The organism is Methanobrevibacter millerae, from assembly GCF_900103415.1.
Lineage (GTDB): Archaea > Methanobacteriota > Methanobacteria > Methanobacteriales > Methanobacteriaceae > Methanocatella > Methanocatella millerae.
Genome location: NZ_FMXB01000003.1, coordinates 122,155 through 142,374, shown reverse-complemented (window position 1 = coordinate 142,374; position 20,220 = coordinate 122,155). Strand labels below are relative to the sequence as shown.

Sequence of the window (20,220 nt, the reverse complement as noted above, 5' to 3'; positions counted from 1 at the left end):
AGTTTGTAAAGCACAATTTAAATATTGTTAAGTATTCTTTACATTATAATATATGTTTTTACTGATATATAATAATTATTGAAAAAACGTTCAAATGAAAGAAATATAGCACATCACGATTAATTAATGATTATATTCAGATGCGAAAAAACTCTTACTGGAAAATTCTAGTAAATAGATTAAATCAAGTTAATTAATTTAAAAAATAAAAAAAGAAGTGTAATTTGAAATTACACTTAAATAGCTGTCCAACCACCGTCTACACAGACCAATTGTCCGGTACAGAAACTGGAAGCGTCGGATGCGAAGTAAATTGCAAGACCGTCGAGTTCACCAGGTTCACCAAGTCTGCCCATAGGACAGTATGCTGTAATTAAGTCCATGAATCCTTCCATTTCAATACTGTCTACAGTCAATTCGGTTTCGAATACTGCAGGACCGATTGCGTTAACGGTAATGTTGTATTTAGCCCATTCGACAGCAAGATTTTTGGTTAAGTTCATTACTCCACCTTTTGCTGAGGAGTATGCGGAAATTCCTCCACCAGGGAAGATTACGCGGGAGTGAATTGAACCGATGTTGATAATTTTACCATAGTTTTGTTCGATCATTACTTTACCGACTTCTGCACAGGTGTAGTATACACCGCTTAAGTCGATTTTAATGTGTCTATCCCATTCGTCAGCACTTTGGTCGACAACAGGTTTGTTGTTACCCATACCAGCTGCGGTTACGAGGATATCGATTCTTCCGAAATGGTCAACTACTTTTTTAACAGATTCGGCGATGTTTTCAGGGTCTCCGACATCCGTTATGGCGTACATGACTTCAACGCCATATTCATCTTCTAAGATTTTTTTGTTTTCGATGAGTCTTTCTTCTCTTCTAGCGAATAATGCTAATTTAGCTCCTTGGCTAGCGTATGCCTGAGCAATTTGCCAACCGAGACCGGAAGATGCTCCAGTAACAAGAGCGACCTTATCTTTAATATCAAAGTAGTTTTTCATTTTTTCACCTTAAAAAATTTTCAAAGTTTTTATCTAAAACTTCGATATTATAATCTTTATACTCTGAAATATATAAATTTGTCTAATTGATTTTCTAAAAGATTATAACATATTCAATGAAAAAATTAAACAAAATGACAATCTTTTACTATTGAAAATGACTAACCGGGCAAAATTCACGATGTTAACATTCAATATTTATTAAAAAAAGCAACAAAATGCACCAATGATTAAAATATGTACAAAATCCTAAAAATTTAATTTGTAGAATAATCAAAATAATAATTTATCAATATAAAATAATAAAAAATTTAAAAAAAATAATAAGTAGGTTATCTATTCGATAACCATCAGGATATCTCCGGCGCTGACTGCGTCACCAGGTTCCACGAAAATTTCCTTAACGACACCTTCAACTTCGGACTGAATGTCGTTTTCCATTTTCATGGCTTCGATAACAGCGATTGTTGAGCCTTCAGATACCTTATCTCCAACGTTAACGTTAACCTTGATTACCATACCCTGCATTGAGGAGAATACTCCACCTTCAACAGGAGTGAAAGGACCTTTTTCGGTTTCCTCAACTTCCATGAATCCGGTAGGCATGATTTTAACTTCATAAACGTCTCCGTCAACTTCAACGTTATACTGGGTCGGAATTCCGATTTCATCGTCAACAATGGATGGTGCCTTAAGCTCTTCCTCAACAGCTTCCCCTTTTAGGAATTTAGGGGCAATCGGAGGATACATTGCATAAGTCAATGCGTCTTCATCGGTTTTGACGAATCCTTTCTCCATTCCTTCGGATTTATATTTGTCGAATTCAGGCTCCAAAAGATCTCCAGGCCTGCAGGTAATGACCTCTTCGTCTCCGATTATTTTCTTGGAGATTTCAGGATCAACAGGTGCAGGAGGCCTTCCGTAATTTCCTTTCATGTATTCCTTGACTTCGTTGGATACGGTTTTGTACCTTTCTCCACCGAGGACGTTCATGACCGCCTGGATACCTACAATCTGGCTTGTCGGAGTTACGAGCGGAGGATAACCCATGTCCTTCCTAACACGTGGCATTTCCTCAAGCACGTCGTTGTACCTGTCAAGGGCGTTCTGTTCCTTGAGCTGTGAAATGAGATTTGAAAGCATTCCGCCAGGAATCTGATACAATAATACATCTGCATCGATACTTTCAGCGATAGGGTCAAGTATTGTTGCGTACTTTTCCTTGATGTCTTCAAAGTACTTTTTAATTGACGCCAGCTGTTTCAAGTCCAATTCCGTGTCATACGGAGTTCCCTGGAGGGCTGCAACCATACTCTCGGTTGGAGGCTGTGAAGTACCCCAGGAGAGCGGTGAAATAGCAGTGTCCAGTATGTCCACGCCTGCCTGACATGCGGCATAATAGCTGATAGGAGTCATTCCGCTTGTACAGTGGCAGTGCAGGTCAACCAGCAAATCGGTTTCCTCTTTGAGTTTGGATACCAAATCATATGCGGCTGAAGGAGTAATAAGTCCTGCCATGTCCTTGATGGCCACGGAATCACAGTCAAGAGCTTCAAGCTCCTTGGCCAAATCCACGAAATCGTCCAGGGTATGAACCGGACTGATGGTGTAGCTGATTGTACCCTGTACATGGGCGCCCTGAGCTTTTGCGACTTTAATTGCCTTTTCCATATTTCTGATATCGTTTAAGGCATCGAAAACTCTAAAAATGTCTACACCGTTTTCATAGGATTTTTCAACGAATTTTGTAACGACGTCATCAGGATAATGCTTATAACCCACTAGGTTTTGTCCCCTTAAAAGCATTTGAATAGGAGTTTTATTAAATTCAGACTTTAAGTTCCTTAATCTTTCCCAGGGATCCTCATTTAAATATCTGATACATGTATCAAAAGTTGCTCCACCCCACGCTTCAACAGAGAAGTATCCTACTTTATCCATCTCTTCTGCAATAGGAACCATGTCCCTGGTTCTCATCCTAGTTGCAAGTAAGGACTGGTGGGCATCCCGAAGTGCAGTTTCAGTAATTCTTACTTTAGCCATTTATTTAACACCTCTTTAAAATTATTTACAGTTAACTGAGTAATTTTCATACATTATACTACAATATATGTATGTTCATATATTAATAAATTTGTAATACTAATAAAAAAAATAGGGATTGAAAAATTATCTTTCCAAATCGCCGGAAATGAATTTTTCAACATTATCGTATGCTTCGTCGTCTGTGTATTGGATTGGAGGGTGTTTCATGGTGTATGAAGAAATAGAAGTTAATTGTCCACCGATACCTCTTTCCAAACCTATTTTACAGCATCTTACTGCATCAATGACACAGCCTGCGGAATTAGGTGAATCCTCAACGCTTAAGCGAAGCTCAATGTTCATAGGAACGTCCCCGAAGGTACGTCCTTCCATTCTGAGGAAGCATAATTTATTGTCGTTTTGCCATGGGACGTAGTCACTAGGTCCGATATGGATATCCCTGTCGTCCATCCTTTCCTTTAAGACTGACTGGACAGCTTCGGTTTTTGATTCCTTTTTGGAATCCAGACGATCCCTGTTAAGCATGTTCAAAAAGTCGGTATTACCACCGGTATTAATCTGATAGGTTTTATCTAATTTAACTCCCCTATCCATGAATAAGCTAGCTAGTGTTCTGTGTGTAATAGTAGCACCGATTTGAGCCTTGATGTCGTCTCCAACAATAGGAATTCCTTTTTCTCTGAATTTAGCATCCCATTCGTCATCGCTTACAATGAATACTGGCATACAGTTAACGTAGGCAACTCCTGCGTCAAGTGCGCATTGAGCGTAGTATCTTGCGGCCTCTTCTGAACCTACAGGCAAGTAATTAACGAGTATTTCAGCGCCGCTTTCCTTTAAAACCTCTACAACGTCGACAGGTTCCTCATCGCTTACGACGAAAGTGAATTCATCATCATACTTGGACATGTGCTCTGCAACTCCGTCCAAAACGTGACCCATGCTTACCTTTACGTCGTATTTTGGTATGTCTTTCTGAAAAACGGTTGTGCAGTTCGGTTTGGCGAATATTGCCTCATCAATTGTTTTTCCAACTTTTCTTGCATCAACGTCAAATGCAGCTACAACATCAATATCGCTTGGTTTGTAGCCTCCGATTTCCCAGTGCATAAGTCCTATTGCATCTTCAGGGTTTTTTCCATCATAATAGTGAATTCCTTGGATAAGGGAACTCGCACAGTTTCCTATCCCAACTATTGCTATCTTAATCTTGTTCAAATTTAACACCAGCTAAAAAGTAATAATATAAATAATAAAATAATATATTATAATATGTAATATTTAATAGTTTTTATAATTATTGATAAGTGAAAGCAATCATTAATATGCTATTTCACTGATTAAATAGCTTTAAAGAGGCAATAAGCCTTTAAAAAATAATTCTTTAAGTGAAAACATGAATCCGTATATAGAAATTTTAAGACCAGGAAATGTGGTGATGGCGGGAATAGCTATCGTTCTTGTGGCTATCGTTGACCATACCGTTTCCATTCCCATAATACTTGCAATGCTGGCGGTGCTTTTTGAGATAAGTGCAGGAAACGTAATCAACGATTATTTCGATTATAAAATCGACCTGATTAACAAGCCTTCAAGGCCGATACCTTCAGGCAGAATCACTCCAAAGACTGCAAGAAACTACGCTTACGGACTCTTTTTAGCGGGAACTGTATGTGGAGCGCTAATCAGCTATCTGACGGGAAGCTGGATTCCATTCGCCATAGTTCTCTTTGCAGACGTTGTTTTGTATGTTTACGCATATAAACTGAAATCAACTCCTTTAATCGGGAATCTGACTGTAGGATTCATGACGGGACTTTGCTTTGCTTTCGGAGGATATTCAATCGGTACCGAGCCGATAATTTCTATTTCAATCTTTTTGGGATTCTTTGCATTCATAATGACAACGGCAAGGGAAATCACGAAAGATGTGGAAGACATTGAAGGAGACAAGTCCGAAGGGGCTAAAACCTTCCCAATACTTTACGGAACGAAGCCATCAGCAATAATCACTTTCGTGCTGATAATCCTTGATTGCGGCCTCTGTCCGCTTTTATATTATAATCACATATTCAACATCTATTATATGGCGATAATATCCGTTGCAGTGCTGATATTCATCTATTCAGGAATTATCTTTCTTAAAAATCAGGAATCTGAAAATGCGGCCAAAGTGTCCAAATACCTTAAAATCGGAATGCTGATTGCATTTGTCGCATTTGCAGTCGGATCGTTTTAAACAAAGTGATTAGAAATGAATCTAAATCTAAAAGACAAAAAGGAAATCATATTCGTCTTTGTATTCAGCTGCATACTGATTGGATACTACATCAATTTCAACATGAATCTGGGCATTTACTGCTCAGACATATTCCTATACCTGAGAAACGCCCTTTACTTTACGGGAACCAATATCTATTCAACCTATGACATTTTTCTCTCACCAGTAATCTGTTTTTTAACCTCCCTTCTCTTCAGGGCGGGACTTGTCGACAGGCTGGCAATCTACATCGTTACCGGAATCTTTGCAATACTTGGAAACGTTGGAATGTACCTGCTTTTAAGGACAAGATTCGACAAGCTTTTAAGCTTAACGGGAGCAATAGTCTATTCAGGACTTGCCCTTAGCCTCACCTGGCTTGCAAACGGCAGTCTGGACGTACCTTCAGTTGCAGTCACCATCTGGGCAATATATTTCACGATTAGGGCCATGGACACTCCGAAATATTACGTTGGAGCAATCGTCATGTTTGTAATCTCATTTTTCACAAGATACAACACTGGCCTGATTCTTCCTGTAATAGTGCTGTGCTATATCTACCACAATTCATTTAAGATTAACAGAAAGGACTTGAAATACATGCTCATCGGCCTGGCAATTGCGGCCATCCTAAGCACCATCATTTTAGTTACTGTCAATACGATGAGCAATGGAAACCTCGGTTTTACCGACCTGCTTGCCGGAGGAGCCGGAGGAACCCTTGGATCTACTAAAGATGCGGCCTACAATACAGACCTCACCTATTACATCGTCAACTTTCCGAATTTCATTTCGTCTTCAAGCATAGTGTTTGTAAAGCATACTCCTGCCCTTGAAAATCCCACAATCCTTTCAGGACTGGTATTGGTGATAATGGCTGTCGGTGCAGTTTTATGGGCTAAAAAATGCAATTTTGAATTGAACAAGGAGAAAATCATCGGAATAATTCTTCTGTTAATAGCTCTTGTGACCTTCAATCACTTCAGCTCGTTCATTACGATAATAATCACCTTTTTAGGATTATTAATCATTGGAAAAAACAGCAAAAACCAGGGCGGACTGATGATGGCAGGTTGGCTTCTGGCAAACTTCATATTCTTCTCATATTACGTAATCAAGGTCAACAGATACATCATTCCGGCATTTCCCGCATTCACATACTTTTTAATGGTGGCTGTTGAGGAAATTAACGAAAGGATACCTAAAAAGAAGATTCTTCCAATAGTATTAATCGTGCTTTTTATCGTTCAGGGCTTTGCGTTTACCATGACATTTGAGGATACGAGATATTACATGGGTCCTGAAGAGATTTCAGACTATATCATTTCAAACAATGACAATTACACAGACATGATAATCGGAACCTATAATATGCGGCCGTACCACTGGTATCTTGGCAAAAACGTAACGGGAATACCGAATGACAGGATAGGCAGCATTGAAAGTGCATCGATAGATTATTACATTTCACACAAAGAGCTTAATCTGACGAATTATACTGAAGAAACCAATATAGATGGAATATATCTGTATAAAAGAATAATTAATTAAGCTAACACTTTTTAAATGTTTTTAAGCCGAGTTTTTTTAATAAATGATAATTGAAAAATTCATCAAATGAATATATTTAATAATAAAAACCAATCATAACTAATAATATAAAGGCAATGTAAGAGGATTATTATGAAAGTTGTATGTTGTAAGAACTGTGGTGCCAAATACCAACTCGATGATAATGACGACATTTCATCATTTGAATGTTCTACATGTGCAGGAGACTTAGAACTTTTGGAAGACTATTCTGATAGCCAAACATCCTCTGGTTCAGGCATATTAAGTGCTATAAAATACGACAATTCACAGATTGTTCAGTGCGAGGACTGTGGATTGAAATACAAAATCAAATCAAGCGACAATATACTTGACTACGAATGTGACAGCTGCGGAGGTTCCCTAAGATATCTGGATTCCGAAATGAACAAGGAACTGGATAAAATCATTGACGAAAGGAAAAAGGAACTCGAAATAATCAGAAGCAATCAGGAAGTTCCTGCTGATGCGCAAGTTGAAGAAGAAGAGGAAATTGATGAAAACGCACGCTCCATAAGATCCATTACTGATAAGCTTGAAAACTTCTTTTCAGAAGATCAGATGCAGAAAATTGCAGAAGAGGAACTTGAAGAGGAGAAAATGCAAATCGATGCAACGCCAAGAACCGCCAGAACTACAATCCCAGAACCGGTTCTATCCAAATTCGGTAAGGAATTTGCCGTTCCAAAATCAAACGATTACAATATTATGAAAAGTTTCCTTAAGGACGAATTCCTGAAGGGAATGAACATATATTATCGCAGTCCTGTTGCAGAAGAGGAAAGCGAAGGAAGATTCGGAAACTTTTTGGGCAAATTGACAATAGCCGAACCAGGAGACGGAATCGTTTCTACGGAACTCTTGTCTGAAGATGGTCCTGACTTTGATTTGAAAAACTTCACTACAGACCATTACATTATCCTGGCAGGTGTTGTGATATTTGTTTTAAGTATTGTGGAAATCATATTAGTAAACAGTGGAATTGGACTTGCCGCCTTATTGATAGGAATCATTATCGTTGCATTTGGATTTTATAGAACAAGAGATACTCAAGAGACTACCATCAGAACAAGAATCGTAAGAGAACACTTGTTAAGTCTTCCTGAGGACTACTACGTATTCTATAATGTCAAAACTCCAACTTCACCTGTTGGAATCAACCACGTTGTCGTCGGACCTACAGGAATCTATGCGATGCTTTCACAAAAGTATAATCCTAAAAGCAGACTGAATTCCGAAAACGAAAACATAGAACTGATTAATTCCATGGAAGATGAAAATGATAAGTTTGAAATCAGACAGGTCGGAAATCAGAAGCTATTCAGATACACGACAAAACAAGCCAAATTCCCTCACGACAATGCAATCAAGCAGAAGGCATTGACTTTAGGTGAGGACCTGATTAATTTCCTTAACGAAAACAATATCAGGAACTGCTTTGTCGAGCCGCTTGTAGGTTTCATAAATAACGAAGTTGTTGTCATAAATATGCCTTTAACCGATGAAGACCTGTTTATTGACGAATTATTGAATACTATTCAAACCAGTACGATAAAATTAGATTCTGAGACCATTGACAAATGTGCAGTATTGCTAAGCAAATACTCTACCGACTGTTCTGCAGAATTTTAATTTTACCTTCTTTTTTTATTAATTTATTTTCAATTTTCATATAATTAAATGATAACTTTATTTTTAAACTATTGAAATAATGATGGTGTTGTTTCAATTAATGCGAGGGTTATCGTTGAAGAAGCAATTTTGATAATGGCATATAGATGAAAAAATTAAAAAAAGTGAGGAAACTATTCCTCTTTCAGTTTTTTTGTGCAGACGTCCCACTTGTTGAGGAGCTTTCTTGACAGGCAAGTGACGTTGTTTGCCCTTTCAAAGTATTTGTTAGCTTCATAATAGTTTTCCTGATCGAAAAAGATTAACGCCTTGCCCTTAAGAGCTCCGGGGTGTTTGTCATCGACATTTAAAATGGAATCGTATACCTTGATGGAATATCCCGTGTCGCCTTTCAGATAATATGCCTTGGCAATGTAGCATCTGGCTTCGAGATTGTCATCCTTCAATGCCAGTGAGCTAATAAGCTCTTCAATTCCCTCGTCATACCTTCCCAGGTTAATTAATGCCTTACCTTTTATGTGATAGGCCTCCCAATTTCTGTCATTTATCAGAATGGCCTTGTTGCACAGCCGGATAATGCGGTTGTTGTCTCCTGAGTTTTCCAGTTTTATGCGTGCCCTTGAAACGTAGGTCGCATCACGGTTCAATGCCCTCTGGGAGTTGGTTGAAAAGTCGTCAATGACATCGTCAATCTTCAAATCATTGAAAAATTCCAATGTCTCTTCCTTTATATCATTCATGTCTGAGGAAAACTGATTGAAAATTGATCCTATAAAATCTTCTCTGTCTTCAGGCTCTTTAAATTGCTTTCCGCATTCCGGACAGAATTTTTCAAAGCCTTCTAACCTGTAACCACAATTATTGCATAATTTCATGGTAATCACCTAAAATATTAATTAAATATAAGCATTAATAAAGTTTTCCATATTGGCTATTCCAGCATGTCAAAGTCAATTAGCGTATCTTCTGCAATATCCTCCAATGCGGTTTTTCCGATAACATCATCGATTTTGGCGGGAGTTATTCCTGTTCCCGGCCTTTTGAAGGTAAGCATTCCAAAGGTAATCTTTTCACCCTTTTTGATGTCCTTGTCTGCAACAATGGAGCGTCTTGCATGGCGCCTTGCCGAAGATTCACATATTAATGGCTGTTTGTTTCTCATACCAAGGAGTTTTGAGAGGAATGAAACGTTGGACCTGAAAACCAGCACGTCGTTTGGATCCATTGCGTGATAGTGCTCGTTTCCCGGAAGTGACTTGTCCAAAGTGAAATGCTTCATTATAATGTCTGCGCCAAAGCTGTAGGCCGTCGTCAGGACGAACATGTTCAAATCGGGCTTCGTATGGTCGGAATAGCCTATCTCATAATCCGGAAAGCTTTCAAGAAGATCCTTTATCATCAGCAGATTGGCATCCACATAATCAGTAGGATAGGATGATATGGAATGGATTATTGCAATGTCAACGGTTGATACGTCTTCAATTGTCCTTACAGCCTGCCTTATTTCATTGATTGTTGCACCGCCCGTTGTCAAAAGCATTGGCTTGTTTTTGGATGCAATGTACTTGATGAACGGGATGTTGGTTAAGTCTGATGAGGATACTGGAAAGATATCCATGAATTCATCAAGATAATCAACGGATTCGAAATCAAAAGGAGTGGATAAAAACATTATGTCCAGTTCACGACAATATTCGGCCAGTTCGCGATATTCCTCCTTTCCGAACTTGTCGTACTTTTTGAAAAGCTCATATTGGGAAGTTGTAGGCTCTTCGGACAAATCCCAATAAGCCGGAGAATTTTTAGATGCAAGAGTGTCTGCCTTGAACGAGTGGAACTTGACGGCATCAACGCCGCACCTTTTGGCTTCAAGAACCATCATCTTGGCAGCTTCCATATCGCTGATTTCTTCTCTTTGCGCTATATCAAAAAAATTAACGCCTATTCCTGCAATCAAAAACGGTTTCTTTCTAAAAATCCTCATCTTAACACCCTAATGATTTTCTTCAAATTTGCTGGCCCAATACCTTTCCTCAACTATGGACCAGATATTGTCAAAGCCGTGCTTCAAATCAATGTTTTTCATAAGCTGGCTCATGTTCTGCCTCATATCAAAGTCCTGCCACAGCAGCTTGAACTGTGTTGTTATTTCCTCAACGGATACGTTCTCTCCAAGACCCATGTTGATGAATCCGTTGTTTGGAAATCCAAATGAGTGGGTCAGTTCCCTTTCAGTTCTGCAAATGCAGATGCACGGAGTTCCAACTGAACAGACTTCATACATGCTTCTGCCGGCAGAAGTGAATATAATATCTGCCCTTAACATGAAGTCACTGATATTTTCAACTCTATTATAAATTTGAACGTTATTTTTCAACTCGTATTTTTCCATAATTTCTGATTTGTCCGGATATCCCAGTCCCAGAAGGACATCGATTCTTCCGGCATATCCACTTGCCAAAACGCCATCCAATACCTTTTCGGTAATCTTATTTGAATCGTTTTCACCCAGAGTTATAATCACGTTAGAAACTTCAGGAGATACGATTTTTGTCGGCTGATAGTAGAATTCGTCCTTCAGGATGTAGAACTTATGTCCTGAAAAGACATTTACAGATTCTTCGCCATGTTCGCCGAAAACATCAAATACCATGTCAGCTTCACGGGCACCCAAACCAAGGTCTTCAAAGTTAATGACAAAATAACCCCTCGCCTTCAGCTGGGCGACGTATTCTGCTGAAGTATCGCAAATATCGTTTATGACAATCTGAGGATTGTAATCCTCTAAAGACTTAAAAAGTTCATCTTCACCATCATAAAGCCTGAATGGGAAATTGAAGCTTTTTACAATATCTATTGCCAGATGATGTGACTCGTCAATGAAAAAGATAAGCTCATTGCTCAGCAGTTTGTAGGCCATGGAAATACATCTTGAAACGTGGCTCGTTCCGATTTCATCATAGGCGTCCACAACGAGGGCGATTCTTTTTTTGTTGAGATAATGTTCTGCAACCCACCAGTCTTCATAGGATTCTATATTGATGCTTTCCTCTGATGAAATCTGAATCAAATCAACATTATTGCCCATTCTTGAATTTGGAGTTATAAAACCACGTCTTGTTGCAAAAAAACTTCCAGTTTCCTTATACTCCGGAGGAAGGTACTGCTGGTTAAGCCTTTCTGAGTAAAGCGGGAAATATCGCCTTTCCGCTTCGCTGTATCCCCAGCTCAAATGCCTGTCATCCACAACGGAAATGACCGTGTCAACGTCAAAGCTTTCAAATCTCTCAATGGCTTTGTCAAGAGTTTCCGTTTTAAGAAGCGGAGATGTAGGCTGTATTGTAATTACAATATCATATTCGTCAAATGCTAATTTTTCTTTCTGTACTGTCGCATCGAAAACAACGGGATCTATCGGTATCATATCCCCCGCCAAATCCGGAGAGCGCCTTACAACGCTTGCACCGAACTTTTCGGCTATCAGTGCTATGTCAGTGTCTTCGGTAGATACTACAACATCATCAACATACTCTGACGACTTTGCTATGTCAATTGCATAAGAAATTAATGGTTTATCTCCCAATAAACGTATATTCTTACGGGGAATTCCCTTGGAACCTCCCCTTGCTGGAATAACTACCAAAATCTTATTGTTTTGGAACATAATAATCACAAATAATTAATAAAAAAATTTAATTAATATCTATTAATAATATTAATATATTATAATATTAAATTCTTTGGTGTGAATTATGAAAAATATGTCAAAAGAGCTATTGGAAAGAATCAATAAACTAGCTACACCCGTTAAGATAATGCACGTTTGCGGTTCCCACGAACATACAATCATGGAAAACGGAATAAGAAGCCTTCTGCCTGACGAAGTGGAAATTGTTGCAGGTCCTGGATGTCCCGTTTGCGTCGTTCCATCACGTGAAATCGACGAGTGTTTAGAGTTAGTTGAAAGGGGAGTGACGATAACAACGTTCGGAGACATGCTGAGAGTTCCTGGTTCCAAAGGTTCCCTTGCAGATGCAAAAGCTGAAGGTGGGGATGTAAGAATCGTTTACGGAATCAACAAAGCAATTGAAATAGCTGAAAAGGAAGACAATGACGTTGTCTTTATGGCTGCAGGTTTTGAAACCACTGCGCCTACAACGGCTGCGGAGCTTCTGTCAACACCTCCTGAAAACTTCTCTGTACTGTCCTGCCACAGGCTGATACCTCCTGCAATTGACTTTTTAATTAATTCAGGACAGACCAGCTTAAACGCACTGATTCAGCCGGGACACGTCTGTACGATTATCGGAACGAAGCCGTTCGAATATTTCTCAACCGACTTTGGAATTCCACAGGCAGTTGCCGGATTCAATCCGCTGGACATCCTGATGTCAGTTTACATGATTTTAAGACAGATTCATAATGAAACACCGAAAATAGACAACGAATACGCAAGAGCAGTCCGTGAAGAGGGAAACGTCATTGCAACCAACATGATTGATGAGGTATTTGACGTTGCAAGCAGGGAATGGAGAGGATTTCCTAAGATTCCTAATTCCATTTTGGAAATTAAAAAGGAATTTTCAGACTTCAATGCTCGTGAAAAGTATGACATTGAGGTAAAGGACGTTAAGGAAGCTCCTAAAGGATGTATCTGCGGACCTATATTAAGGGGCCTTGCAAGACCTGAAGACTGCAAGCTCTTTAGAAAGGAATGCAATCCGCTTCATCCGATTGGAGCATGCATGGTAAGTAAGGAAGGAACCTGTAACATCGCACACAGATATTCAAGGAGCTAAAAATGAAAATTGAAGCTATAGCCGTCGACATTGACGGAACAATTACTGACGACAAAAGGAAAATTTGTATTTCCGCAATCGAAGCCCTGAGGGATGCAGAAGAGAAAGGAATTCCAACGATAATCGTTACCGGAAACGTTGTCAACTATGCCTATGCGGCCGAGGTGCTGATAGGCTGCAGCGGAGGCCTTGTGGCTGAAAACGGAGGAATGATTTTCAAGGAAGGATACAATAACAATGCCGTTGAGATTCTGGTTAAAAGGGAATACATCGAAAATGCCGACATTCATCTCAAAGAGAAACTGGGCGATGATTATTCCAGACACGCCTCTCACGACAACGAATACAGGGCAACGGAAATCGTATTCTACAAGACAATCGAAAGGAAAGTCATTGAAGATGCCCTTAATGATTATGAACATGCAGATGAGCTTGAAATCTATGACAGTGGCTTTGCGCTTCACGTTACCGACAAGAGAGTCAATAAGGGAAGCTCACTCAGAAGGCTCTGCGAGAAGAACGGCATAAATATGGAAAACGTGATGGCCATCGGAGACAGCGAAAACGACCAGGATTTCCTGAAGGAAGCTGGAGTTAAAATAGCTGTTGCAAACGCAGATGATACCTTAAAGGAGATTAGCACTTATACATGTGAAAATAATTTTGGTGACGGAGTGGCTGAAGCCATTAATAAATTTGCCTTTGGAGGATAACATGATTTATGAAATAGCCGATAAATGCATAAAGGAAGTTGAAAGACTCTCAGAGGACTGGGAAATCTATATAAGCAACACAGAACTCATCGAAGTCGAATCCAAAAATGACGTCCTGAACTTTGCAAAGGAGGAAATTGACAGCGGAGTGGGAATCAGGATAATAAAGGACAATAAAATGGGCTTTGCATACACATCCGATTTAGATAAAATTCCCGAGACTGCGCGAAAAGCATTGGAAAACTCAAAATTAAATAAAATTGATGAAAACTACGAATTTTCACAGCAGGGAAAATACAGTGACATTAATGGAACTTTTGATAAAAGTTATGATGATTTAAGCCTTGACGAATGCTGCGAATACCTTGAAAACATCATCGAAAGAACTAAAGACAACAAGTGCAACATCAGCTCCTGCGGATTTTCAGCCTCAAAGGGAAAAGAGCTGATTGTCAATTCAAACGGAGTGAACACCTTTGATGAAGGCACAGCATTTTCCGGAGGATTATCTGTTTACATTGAAAAGGACGACCAGTTTGCAACTGCATACGACTACAACAGCTCAAGATTTCTCGATTTGGAATATGAAAAGATAACTGATGAAGTGTGCAAGCTGGCACATAACTCGCTTGACCCTAAATCCATTGAAACCAGAGAGTGTGATGTCGTTATGGATTACTATGCAGCATCAGGACTTCTTTCAACATTCATTCAGGGATTCAGCGGTGAAAACGTGATTAGAAAAAGATCAATCCTTCATGATAAAATCGGCGATGAAATCACCAATCCGAACCTTACGATAGCCGACAATCCACTTCTTGAAAAGGGAATGGGAAGTGCAAAATCAGACGGTGAAGGAACCGCATCAGTCAAAACAGACCTGGTTGAAGACGGCATTTTAAAATCATTCATGTATGACATTTATACTGCAAACAAGGCAGGATGCGAAAGCACTTCAAACGGATACAGATCATCTTACCTGTCAACTCCAAATGTAGGGACATCAAATGTAGAATTCAAATTTAAAGACCTTATTGGAATCGACGAAATTGACAGTGGAATCCTGACCACAAGCGTCCTGGGAGCCCATACTGCAAATCCGATTTCAGGAGATTTCTCTGTTGAGGCAAGCAATGCATTCACCATCGAAAACGGAGAAATAACCGATGGCGTTAAAAAAGCCATGATTTCCGGAAACATCTATGATCTGATGAGGAAATGCGATGGAGTGAAATCCGAAATAAAGCAAAAGGGACCTTTCATCATTCCGAAGCTTTTGGTTCATGACCTGAAGGTTATAGGGTTGTAGATATCATGGGATTAAGGGAATTTCTCAACATCAGTCCAAAAGACGCCACAAAAGAGGATAATGACGCATTAATACAGGAGCTTAAGACTGCACAGCTTATAATGCCAATAGAAATAACTTCCAACATCGATTTGGATGACATTGAAGAGGGAGACATCATTGAATTCGATGATGGGCTTCGCTTCAAGCCAATAAAAATAGTTAATGAAAATGGAGATGTATTCATTCCGCTCTACAGTGATGATTTACAGCTTCCGGAGCCTACATCAGCCATTGACATTTATGCCAAGAATCTGGCAGAAATGATTGATGACAATCCGGAAAATATAAGTGGTGTGGTAATTAATCCATTCAGCAACTACAGCGTAGAAGTTGAAATGGATTCTTTCTTAAAACTGTTTGAAGATTAGATTTTATCCAATTTTCTTTTATATCTTTCCAAAGCTGAGTCCGTATAGTTGGTCATGATATGCTTGGATGTCAATTCCTTGGATTCATCAAATGCAGATATCTTATTGGATACAGCCTGGTCGATTTCCTTATCCATCTTTTCAAAAAGGTTGTCAAAGGAATTCTCAGACTTCATAATGTCAATATCTATGTTTCTTGATAATCTTTTTAATTCTTTATCAAAATCAATATCGTCTTTAGCCATCAAATCACCTCACATTTCTATAATAGGCAATTGAATTTCAGTAATGTATTCATCTTCATTGTCATGATTGAAAACGCTTTTAACAAATACTTCCTTTGGTGAACCGATAATGTCGTAATTGTTCGCCTCAGCTATTTCAACCAGTTCAGCATAGCTTTCCATAATATTGTCGGTTGCACCTTCGTGTATTCCGCTTAAAACCTTATGTTCAACCATGTCGACGACACGGATGATATCCTTTTCGTCGGCCTCTTCGCCCAGGACGATTCCCACGTCAAAGACCGCATCGCCTTCGTTTACCTCGTATCTCTGTGAATAGTAAACGACAAAAGGATCGCTTAAGACTTCAAGCTCTTCAGCTTCGGCCCAACCCATCAGCTTAGAGACAAGAATCTCCAAATCTTCAATCGGACCTTTATAATTAATGACTGCAATTGTCTGGTCTGGAATGACCTTCACTTCATATTCCATTCTTTTCACCTTAAACTAAACTTTGACAATCGTTATTAAAAAATATTTTGATTAGTTGAATAAATAAACTTCGACTTCCTCTCCCTCATCAAGCAGTTCGACGGATTTTTCCACTTTCACATAACCGTCGGCACTTGATAATGAGAATATGGCACCGGAATCCTTAAATATTGGGTGCACGTCGCTTCCGTCAACCTTTACGAGCTGATACTGCATACGTCCCACAGGAGAGTGGATTCTTCTTGTCATTACTCCATTAACAACTTTAGATTCGAAATCCCTTTCGATTCCAGCCATTTTGGTTAGCGGCGGAGCTACAAAGGCGTTGAATATCATGAGCGCTGATACGGGATTTCCAGGAAGTCCGATAACGAGCTTTTCGTCAATGACTCCAACGATTGTAGGCTTTCCAGGCTGAACTGAGATTCCGTGGATGTATACTTCACCTAACTCATCGAGAACGTGCTTTATTACATCCCCAAGACCTGCTGAGGTTCCTCCGGAGCATAAAAGGACATCAACTTCTTTCAAGGATTCCTGAATCTTTTCCTTTACCTGATCGTAGTTGTCACGTACAACGCCCAAAAACCTTGCATCGCATCCGCAGGAGATTGCGTCATTTTTAATCATGTTTCCGTTAACATCATAGATTTTACCGAACGGCAAATCCTCACCCTGCATCGTGATTTCATTTCCGGATGATATTACGCCGACAGAAGGCTTTTTAAAGACTTCTATCGTCTTGAAGCCCTGTGAGAGTAATACGCCGATTTTTCCCGGATTGAGGACATCACCCTTTTTAAGGATTAAGTTTCCTTCCTCAATGTCTGAGCCTTTCTTTGCAACATCCTGGGACGGAGTTGCTGTCGTAAGGAGATTTACCTTATCGTCGAACTTTTCTGAGTATTCGACCATCACTACGGCGTCGGCCCCTTCGGGCATAGCTGCGCCAGTACTTATCTCAACGCACTTGCCCTTTTCAACCTTTTTATCTGTGATTGAGCCGGCTTCAAGAAAATCGATTACTTCAAGAGTATTCGGTGACTCTTCTGAAGCGCCGAAACTGTCTTCGGACAATATTGCAAATCCGTCCTTTAAAGCCTTGTCAAAAGGAGGAAAATCCATCCTGCTGTAAACGTCATTATATAATACCCTTCCATAGGCATCTTCGCAGTCTATCTCTTCGCTTTGAGCCTTGCAGTACTTGTCAAATAATTCCTGTATAATATCCTGTGCCTCTTCGCACTCTTTTATTTTTAAAAATTCGGTACCCATTAAAACACCTTTTAATAAAATCCAATAAATTAATATATAGTTTATTGATAAATATATAAATAATTTATATTAAATTGTGAGAGCTATTATAAATATAATTTTGGAGGAGAGTATTTGTCTAAACCTAATAACAATCAGCAAGAGTACAGGAGGGTAAGAACTCCGAAGAAAGGGGAAATACCTGGCGTAGTTGAACAGATAATGGGGCACGGTAAACTTAAAGTCAGATGTGCGGACGGACACATCAGAATGACAAGAATACCTGGAAAAATGAAAAAACGTATTTGGATTCGTGAAGGGGACGTTATCCTCGTAAAACCTTGGGATTTCCAATCCGATGAAAAAGGAGACGTAATCTGGAGATACACCAAAACAGAATCCAACTGGCTTGAAAGAAAAGGTTACTTGAAAATGTAACCACACCATTCACTTTTTTTACTGATTTTAATGGATCCTAAAATAGCTAAAGCGGACGCCAAGCACCAGGAAATTCACTCCCGTAAAAGAAAGAAAAACAGCGAGGAGCGAAAGGTCAGCAACGAAATCTTTGACAAGTTAACGCTGGAGACATTATACAAGATAGCTAATCAGGGATACATTGACGTTTTAAACGGAGCCATAAGCACCGGAAAGGAAGCAAACGTGCTTATAGGCGTCAACAATGACGGAAATTTTGTGGCAGTTAAAATCTACAGGATAGCCACTTCAGACTTCAAGAAGATGAACTATTACCTTAACGGAGATCCTAGATTCAACGTCAAGACCAAAAACAAGCGCAAAATCATCTATTCATGGGTTACAAAAGAGTACAAGAACCTCAAAAGGCTTCATGACGCAGGAGTCAACGTGCCTGAGCCTTACACGAGCGCCAATAACGTGCTGTTAATCGAATTCATCGGCGACGAGAACGGAAACCCAGCACAGCCCGTGAGAAACAAGAAGCCTGAAGACCCGGATGAATTCTTCAATAAACTTCTTGTCGAGCTTAAGAAGTTCGTTAATGATGCCAAGCTGGTTCACGGAGACCTGTCCAACTACAACATACTGAATAAAAACGAAACCCCAGTTATAATTGACGTTTCACAGTCAGTAGTTCTGGACAATCCGATATCAAAGGAACTACTTGAAAGGGACATCAACACTCTCGTCAACGAATACACCCGCTTAGGGGTTAAAACGAATTTCGATGAGGTCTGGGAGTACGTCAATCCGAAGTTTTAGATACTGCCAAAATATTGCTTACCGGTTGATGATTAGGACATTTTTTGGTTGATGATTAATTTTTAAAAATTCCTTAAATTTCTTATTTTGCGATTTAGACTGTTCTAATTAAAAATAAAAAAATAGTGTTGGTTGATGATTAAGTTTAGACATCAAAATATCATCTTTTAAAAACTTAAGCCATTTTCGCATTAATCATCAGAATTGCCTTTAATCAGATCTTCCAGATTATCAATCTTATCGTTCAGCGCATCGAGCTTATCATCGTAATCATCAAACCTTTTCCTGAAGTGTCTTGACAAAAGCGCCGTCGTTAATGTTGCCGTACCTACCGTTGCAAGGATATATCCGGACCAGGCCAGCATCAGGGAAGTGAGTTTTCCGACGTCAGTATCCCCCAGTACCGCATAACCGTTGCTTGTAAATGCATTGGTAACCATGAGAATGGAATGCAAAGGATTTTCGTTTTCAGCAACTGCAGTGAGGATAAAGCTAACGAAAATTATTATAAACACTAAAATAACGGCTATTCCCAGACCGTTTGATTCCGTATATTCATGGAATTTGTCATAATAGTATTTGATGAAATAGATGAAGACGAGAATATGAATCAAATCCAGCACACCGACCAGAGTGGCATTGAAGAGCAGAAAATAGAGCGATCCGTAAGGAACCAGCAGCAATACCACCAATTTGCGGGAAAGCGTGCTCTTGTCTATCGATACTGCAATGAAAAGCGAAAGGGTAACGTCCGCCAGTGCAAAGTATACAGTGTCGAAATTTACATAAATCAGCGTATACATCACGTTTAGAAAACACGCAGACATTAATGCCAGATAAGCCAGCTGCGTCAACGTTTGAATTTCCTCTTTGGGAAGATATTCCTCCAGATTAAGAAATTTACTGTCACTGTTAAAGATTTTTTTAACGATAAATGTCGCAACCAATATTAAAACTATAAAAAGCACTATTTCAATAAGTATTGGCACTACCGGAAATGACGATGCCCCCATTAATTCATCCAATTCTATTCACCTGATTAAATATCTGAACAACTTTCTATAAAAAATTTGCTTTTTCAGATTATTATTCAAAAACAAATCAAAAATTAATGCAAACATGGCCACATTCCAATTAAAGATTAATAGATTGCCCAAAACAGATGCAGGCTTTTGACAATCAGATATGAGAATTTTGCCGGATGTTTACATTATAATTAATGAAATATGCCTATGAAAAATT

Annotated in this window: 19 protein-coding genes; 9 read left to right on the top strand and 10 right to left on the bottom strand. The window is 39.2% G+C overall.

The window, feature by feature from the left end; translation table 11 throughout:
- Positions 1-236: 236 nt before the first annotated feature.
- From F3G70_RS02630 to F3G70_RS02620, 3 genes are all read right to left on the bottom strand, one after another.
- Entirely contained in the window at positions 237-1,007 is a 771-nt protein-coding gene (locus F3G70_RS02630; RefSeq protein ID WP_149731171.1) for an SDR family NAD(P)-dependent oxidoreductase, read from the bottom strand.
- Between the two features lie 336 nt (positions 1,008-1,343).
- A complete protein-coding gene (gene oadA / locus F3G70_RS02625) occupies positions 1,344-3,050 on the bottom strand; it encodes a sodium-extruding oxaloacetate decarboxylase subunit alpha (protein WP_149731170.1) in 1,707 nt (568 codons plus the stop codon).
- A 126-nt stretch (positions 3,051-3,176) separates the two neighbouring features.
- Positions 3,177-4,271, bottom strand: a complete 1,095-nt coding sequence (locus F3G70_RS02620; RefSeq protein ID WP_149731169.1) for an inositol-3-phosphate synthase — start codon at positions 4,269-4,271, stop codon at positions 3,177-3,179.
- A 178-nt stretch (positions 4,272-4,449) separates the two neighbouring features.
- Here F3G70_RS02620 and F3G70_RS02615 point away from each other — a divergent pair, with 178 nt between their 5' ends.
- From F3G70_RS02615 to F3G70_RS02605, 3 genes are all read left to right on the top strand, one after another.
- A complete protein-coding gene (locus tag F3G70_RS02615; RefSeq protein WP_149731168.1) occupies positions 4,450-5,292 on the top strand; it encodes a UbiA family prenyltransferase in 843 nt (280 codons plus the stop codon).
- Between the two features lie 15 nt (positions 5,293-5,307).
- Positions 5,308-6,864: a glycosyltransferase family 39 protein gene (locus tag F3G70_RS02610; protein WP_149731167.1), complete on the top strand. Its 1,557-nt coding sequence runs from the start codon at positions 5,308-5,310 to the stop codon at positions 6,862-6,864.
- 132 nt (positions 6,865-6,996) lie between these two features.
- Complete coding sequence (locus tag F3G70_RS02605) at positions 6,997-8,535, top strand: NERD domain-containing protein (RefSeq protein WP_149731166.1); 1,539 nt, start codon at positions 6,997-6,999, stop codon at positions 8,533-8,535.
- 173 nt (positions 8,536-8,708) lie between these two features.
- Here F3G70_RS02605 and F3G70_RS02600 read toward each other — a convergent pair whose 3' ends face one another.
- Genes F3G70_RS02600 through F3G70_RS02590 form a run of 3 tightly spaced genes read right to left on the bottom strand, consistent with a single transcriptional unit; the run spans position 8,709 to position 12,199 of the window.
- A complete protein-coding gene (locus tag F3G70_RS02600) occupies positions 8,709-9,410 on the bottom strand; it encodes a tetratricopeptide repeat protein (RefSeq protein ID WP_149731165.1) in 702 nt (233 codons plus the stop codon).
- 56 nt (positions 9,411-9,466) lie between these two features.
- Positions 9,467-10,519, bottom strand: coding sequence for an N-acetylneuraminate synthase family protein (locus tag F3G70_RS02595; RefSeq protein ID WP_149731164.1), 1,053 nt, complete (start codon positions 10,517-10,519; stop codon positions 9,467-9,469).
- A gap of 9 nt (positions 10,520-10,528) precedes the next feature.
- The gene (locus tag F3G70_RS02590; protein ID WP_149731163.1) at positions 10,529-12,199 is read right to left on the bottom strand and encodes a cytidylyltransferase domain-containing protein; all 1,671 of its coding nucleotides are present in this window, start codon (positions 12,197-12,199) and stop codon (positions 10,529-10,531) included.
- 88 nt (positions 12,200-12,287) lie between these two features.
- Between F3G70_RS02590 and hypD the strand changes: the two genes are divergently transcribed.
- The 4 genes from hypD to F3G70_RS02570 are packed head-to-tail and all read left to right on the top strand — an operon-like array spanning position 12,288 to position 15,766.
- Positions 12,288-13,334, top strand: a complete 1,047-nt coding sequence (hypD, locus tag F3G70_RS02585) for a hydrogenase formation protein HypD (RefSeq protein ID WP_149731162.1) — start codon at positions 12,288-12,290, stop codon at positions 13,332-13,334.
- 2 nt (positions 13,335-13,336) lie between these two features.
- Positions 13,337-14,047 carry a phosphoglycolate phosphatase gene (locus F3G70_RS02580; protein WP_149731161.1) on the top strand — a complete coding sequence of 237 codons (711 nt, stop codon included), beginning with the start codon at positions 13,337-13,339 and terminating at the stop codon, positions 14,045-14,047.
- A 1-nt stretch (position 14,048) separates the two neighbouring features.
- Positions 14,049-15,356 (top strand): TldD/PmbA family protein, encoded by a 1,308-nt coding sequence (locus tag F3G70_RS02575; protein ID WP_149731160.1) that lies wholly within the window; start codon positions 14,049-14,051, stop codon positions 15,354-15,356.
- Between the two features lie 5 nt (positions 15,357-15,361).
- Entirely contained in the window at positions 15,362-15,766 is a 405-nt protein-coding gene (locus tag F3G70_RS02570) for an SseB family protein (RefSeq protein ID WP_149731159.1), read from the top strand.
- Here F3G70_RS02570 and F3G70_RS02565 read toward each other — a convergent pair.
- From F3G70_RS02565 to F3G70_RS02555, 3 genes are read right to left on the bottom strand one after another with little or no spacing between them, the layout of a single operon-like run.
- Positions 15,763-16,011, bottom strand: coding sequence for a hypothetical protein (locus F3G70_RS02565; protein ID WP_149731158.1), 249 nt, complete (start codon positions 16,009-16,011; stop codon positions 15,763-15,765). The genes F3G70_RS02570 and F3G70_RS02565 overlap by 4 nt on opposite strands.
- Before the next feature lie 9 nt (positions 16,012-16,020).
- Positions 16,021-16,482: a GyrI-like domain-containing protein gene (locus F3G70_RS02560; RefSeq protein ID WP_149731157.1), complete on the bottom strand. Its 462-nt coding sequence runs from the start codon at positions 16,480-16,482 to the stop codon at positions 16,021-16,023.
- Positions 16,483-16,533: 51 nt separating this feature from the next.
- A complete protein-coding gene (locus F3G70_RS02555; protein WP_149731156.1) occupies positions 16,534-17,757 on the bottom strand; it encodes a molybdenum cofactor synthesis domain-containing protein in 1,224 nt (407 codons plus the stop codon).
- Between the two features lie 114 nt (positions 17,758-17,871).
- Here F3G70_RS02555 and eif1A point away from each other — a divergent pair, with 114 nt between their 5' ends.
- Together eif1A and F3G70_RS02545 are read left to right on the top strand one after the other, a co-directional pair.
- Entirely contained in the window at positions 17,872-18,174 is a 303-nt protein-coding gene (gene eif1A, locus F3G70_RS02550; protein ID WP_149731155.1) for a translation initiation factor eIF-1A, read from the top strand.
- A gap of 30 nt (positions 18,175-18,204) precedes the next feature.
- On the top strand, positions 18,205-18,978 hold the full coding sequence (locus F3G70_RS02545) for a serine protein kinase RIO (RefSeq protein ID WP_149731154.1): 774 nt from the start codon (positions 18,205-18,207) through the stop codon (positions 18,976-18,978).
- 191 nt (positions 18,979-19,169) lie between these two features.
- Here F3G70_RS02545 and F3G70_RS02540 read toward each other — a convergent pair whose 3' ends face one another.
- The gene (locus F3G70_RS02540) at positions 19,170-20,003 is read right to left on the bottom strand and encodes a hypothetical protein (protein WP_149731153.1); all 834 of its coding nucleotides are present in this window, start codon (positions 20,001-20,003) and stop codon (positions 19,170-19,172) included.
- Positions 20,004-20,220: the final 217 nt, after the last annotated feature.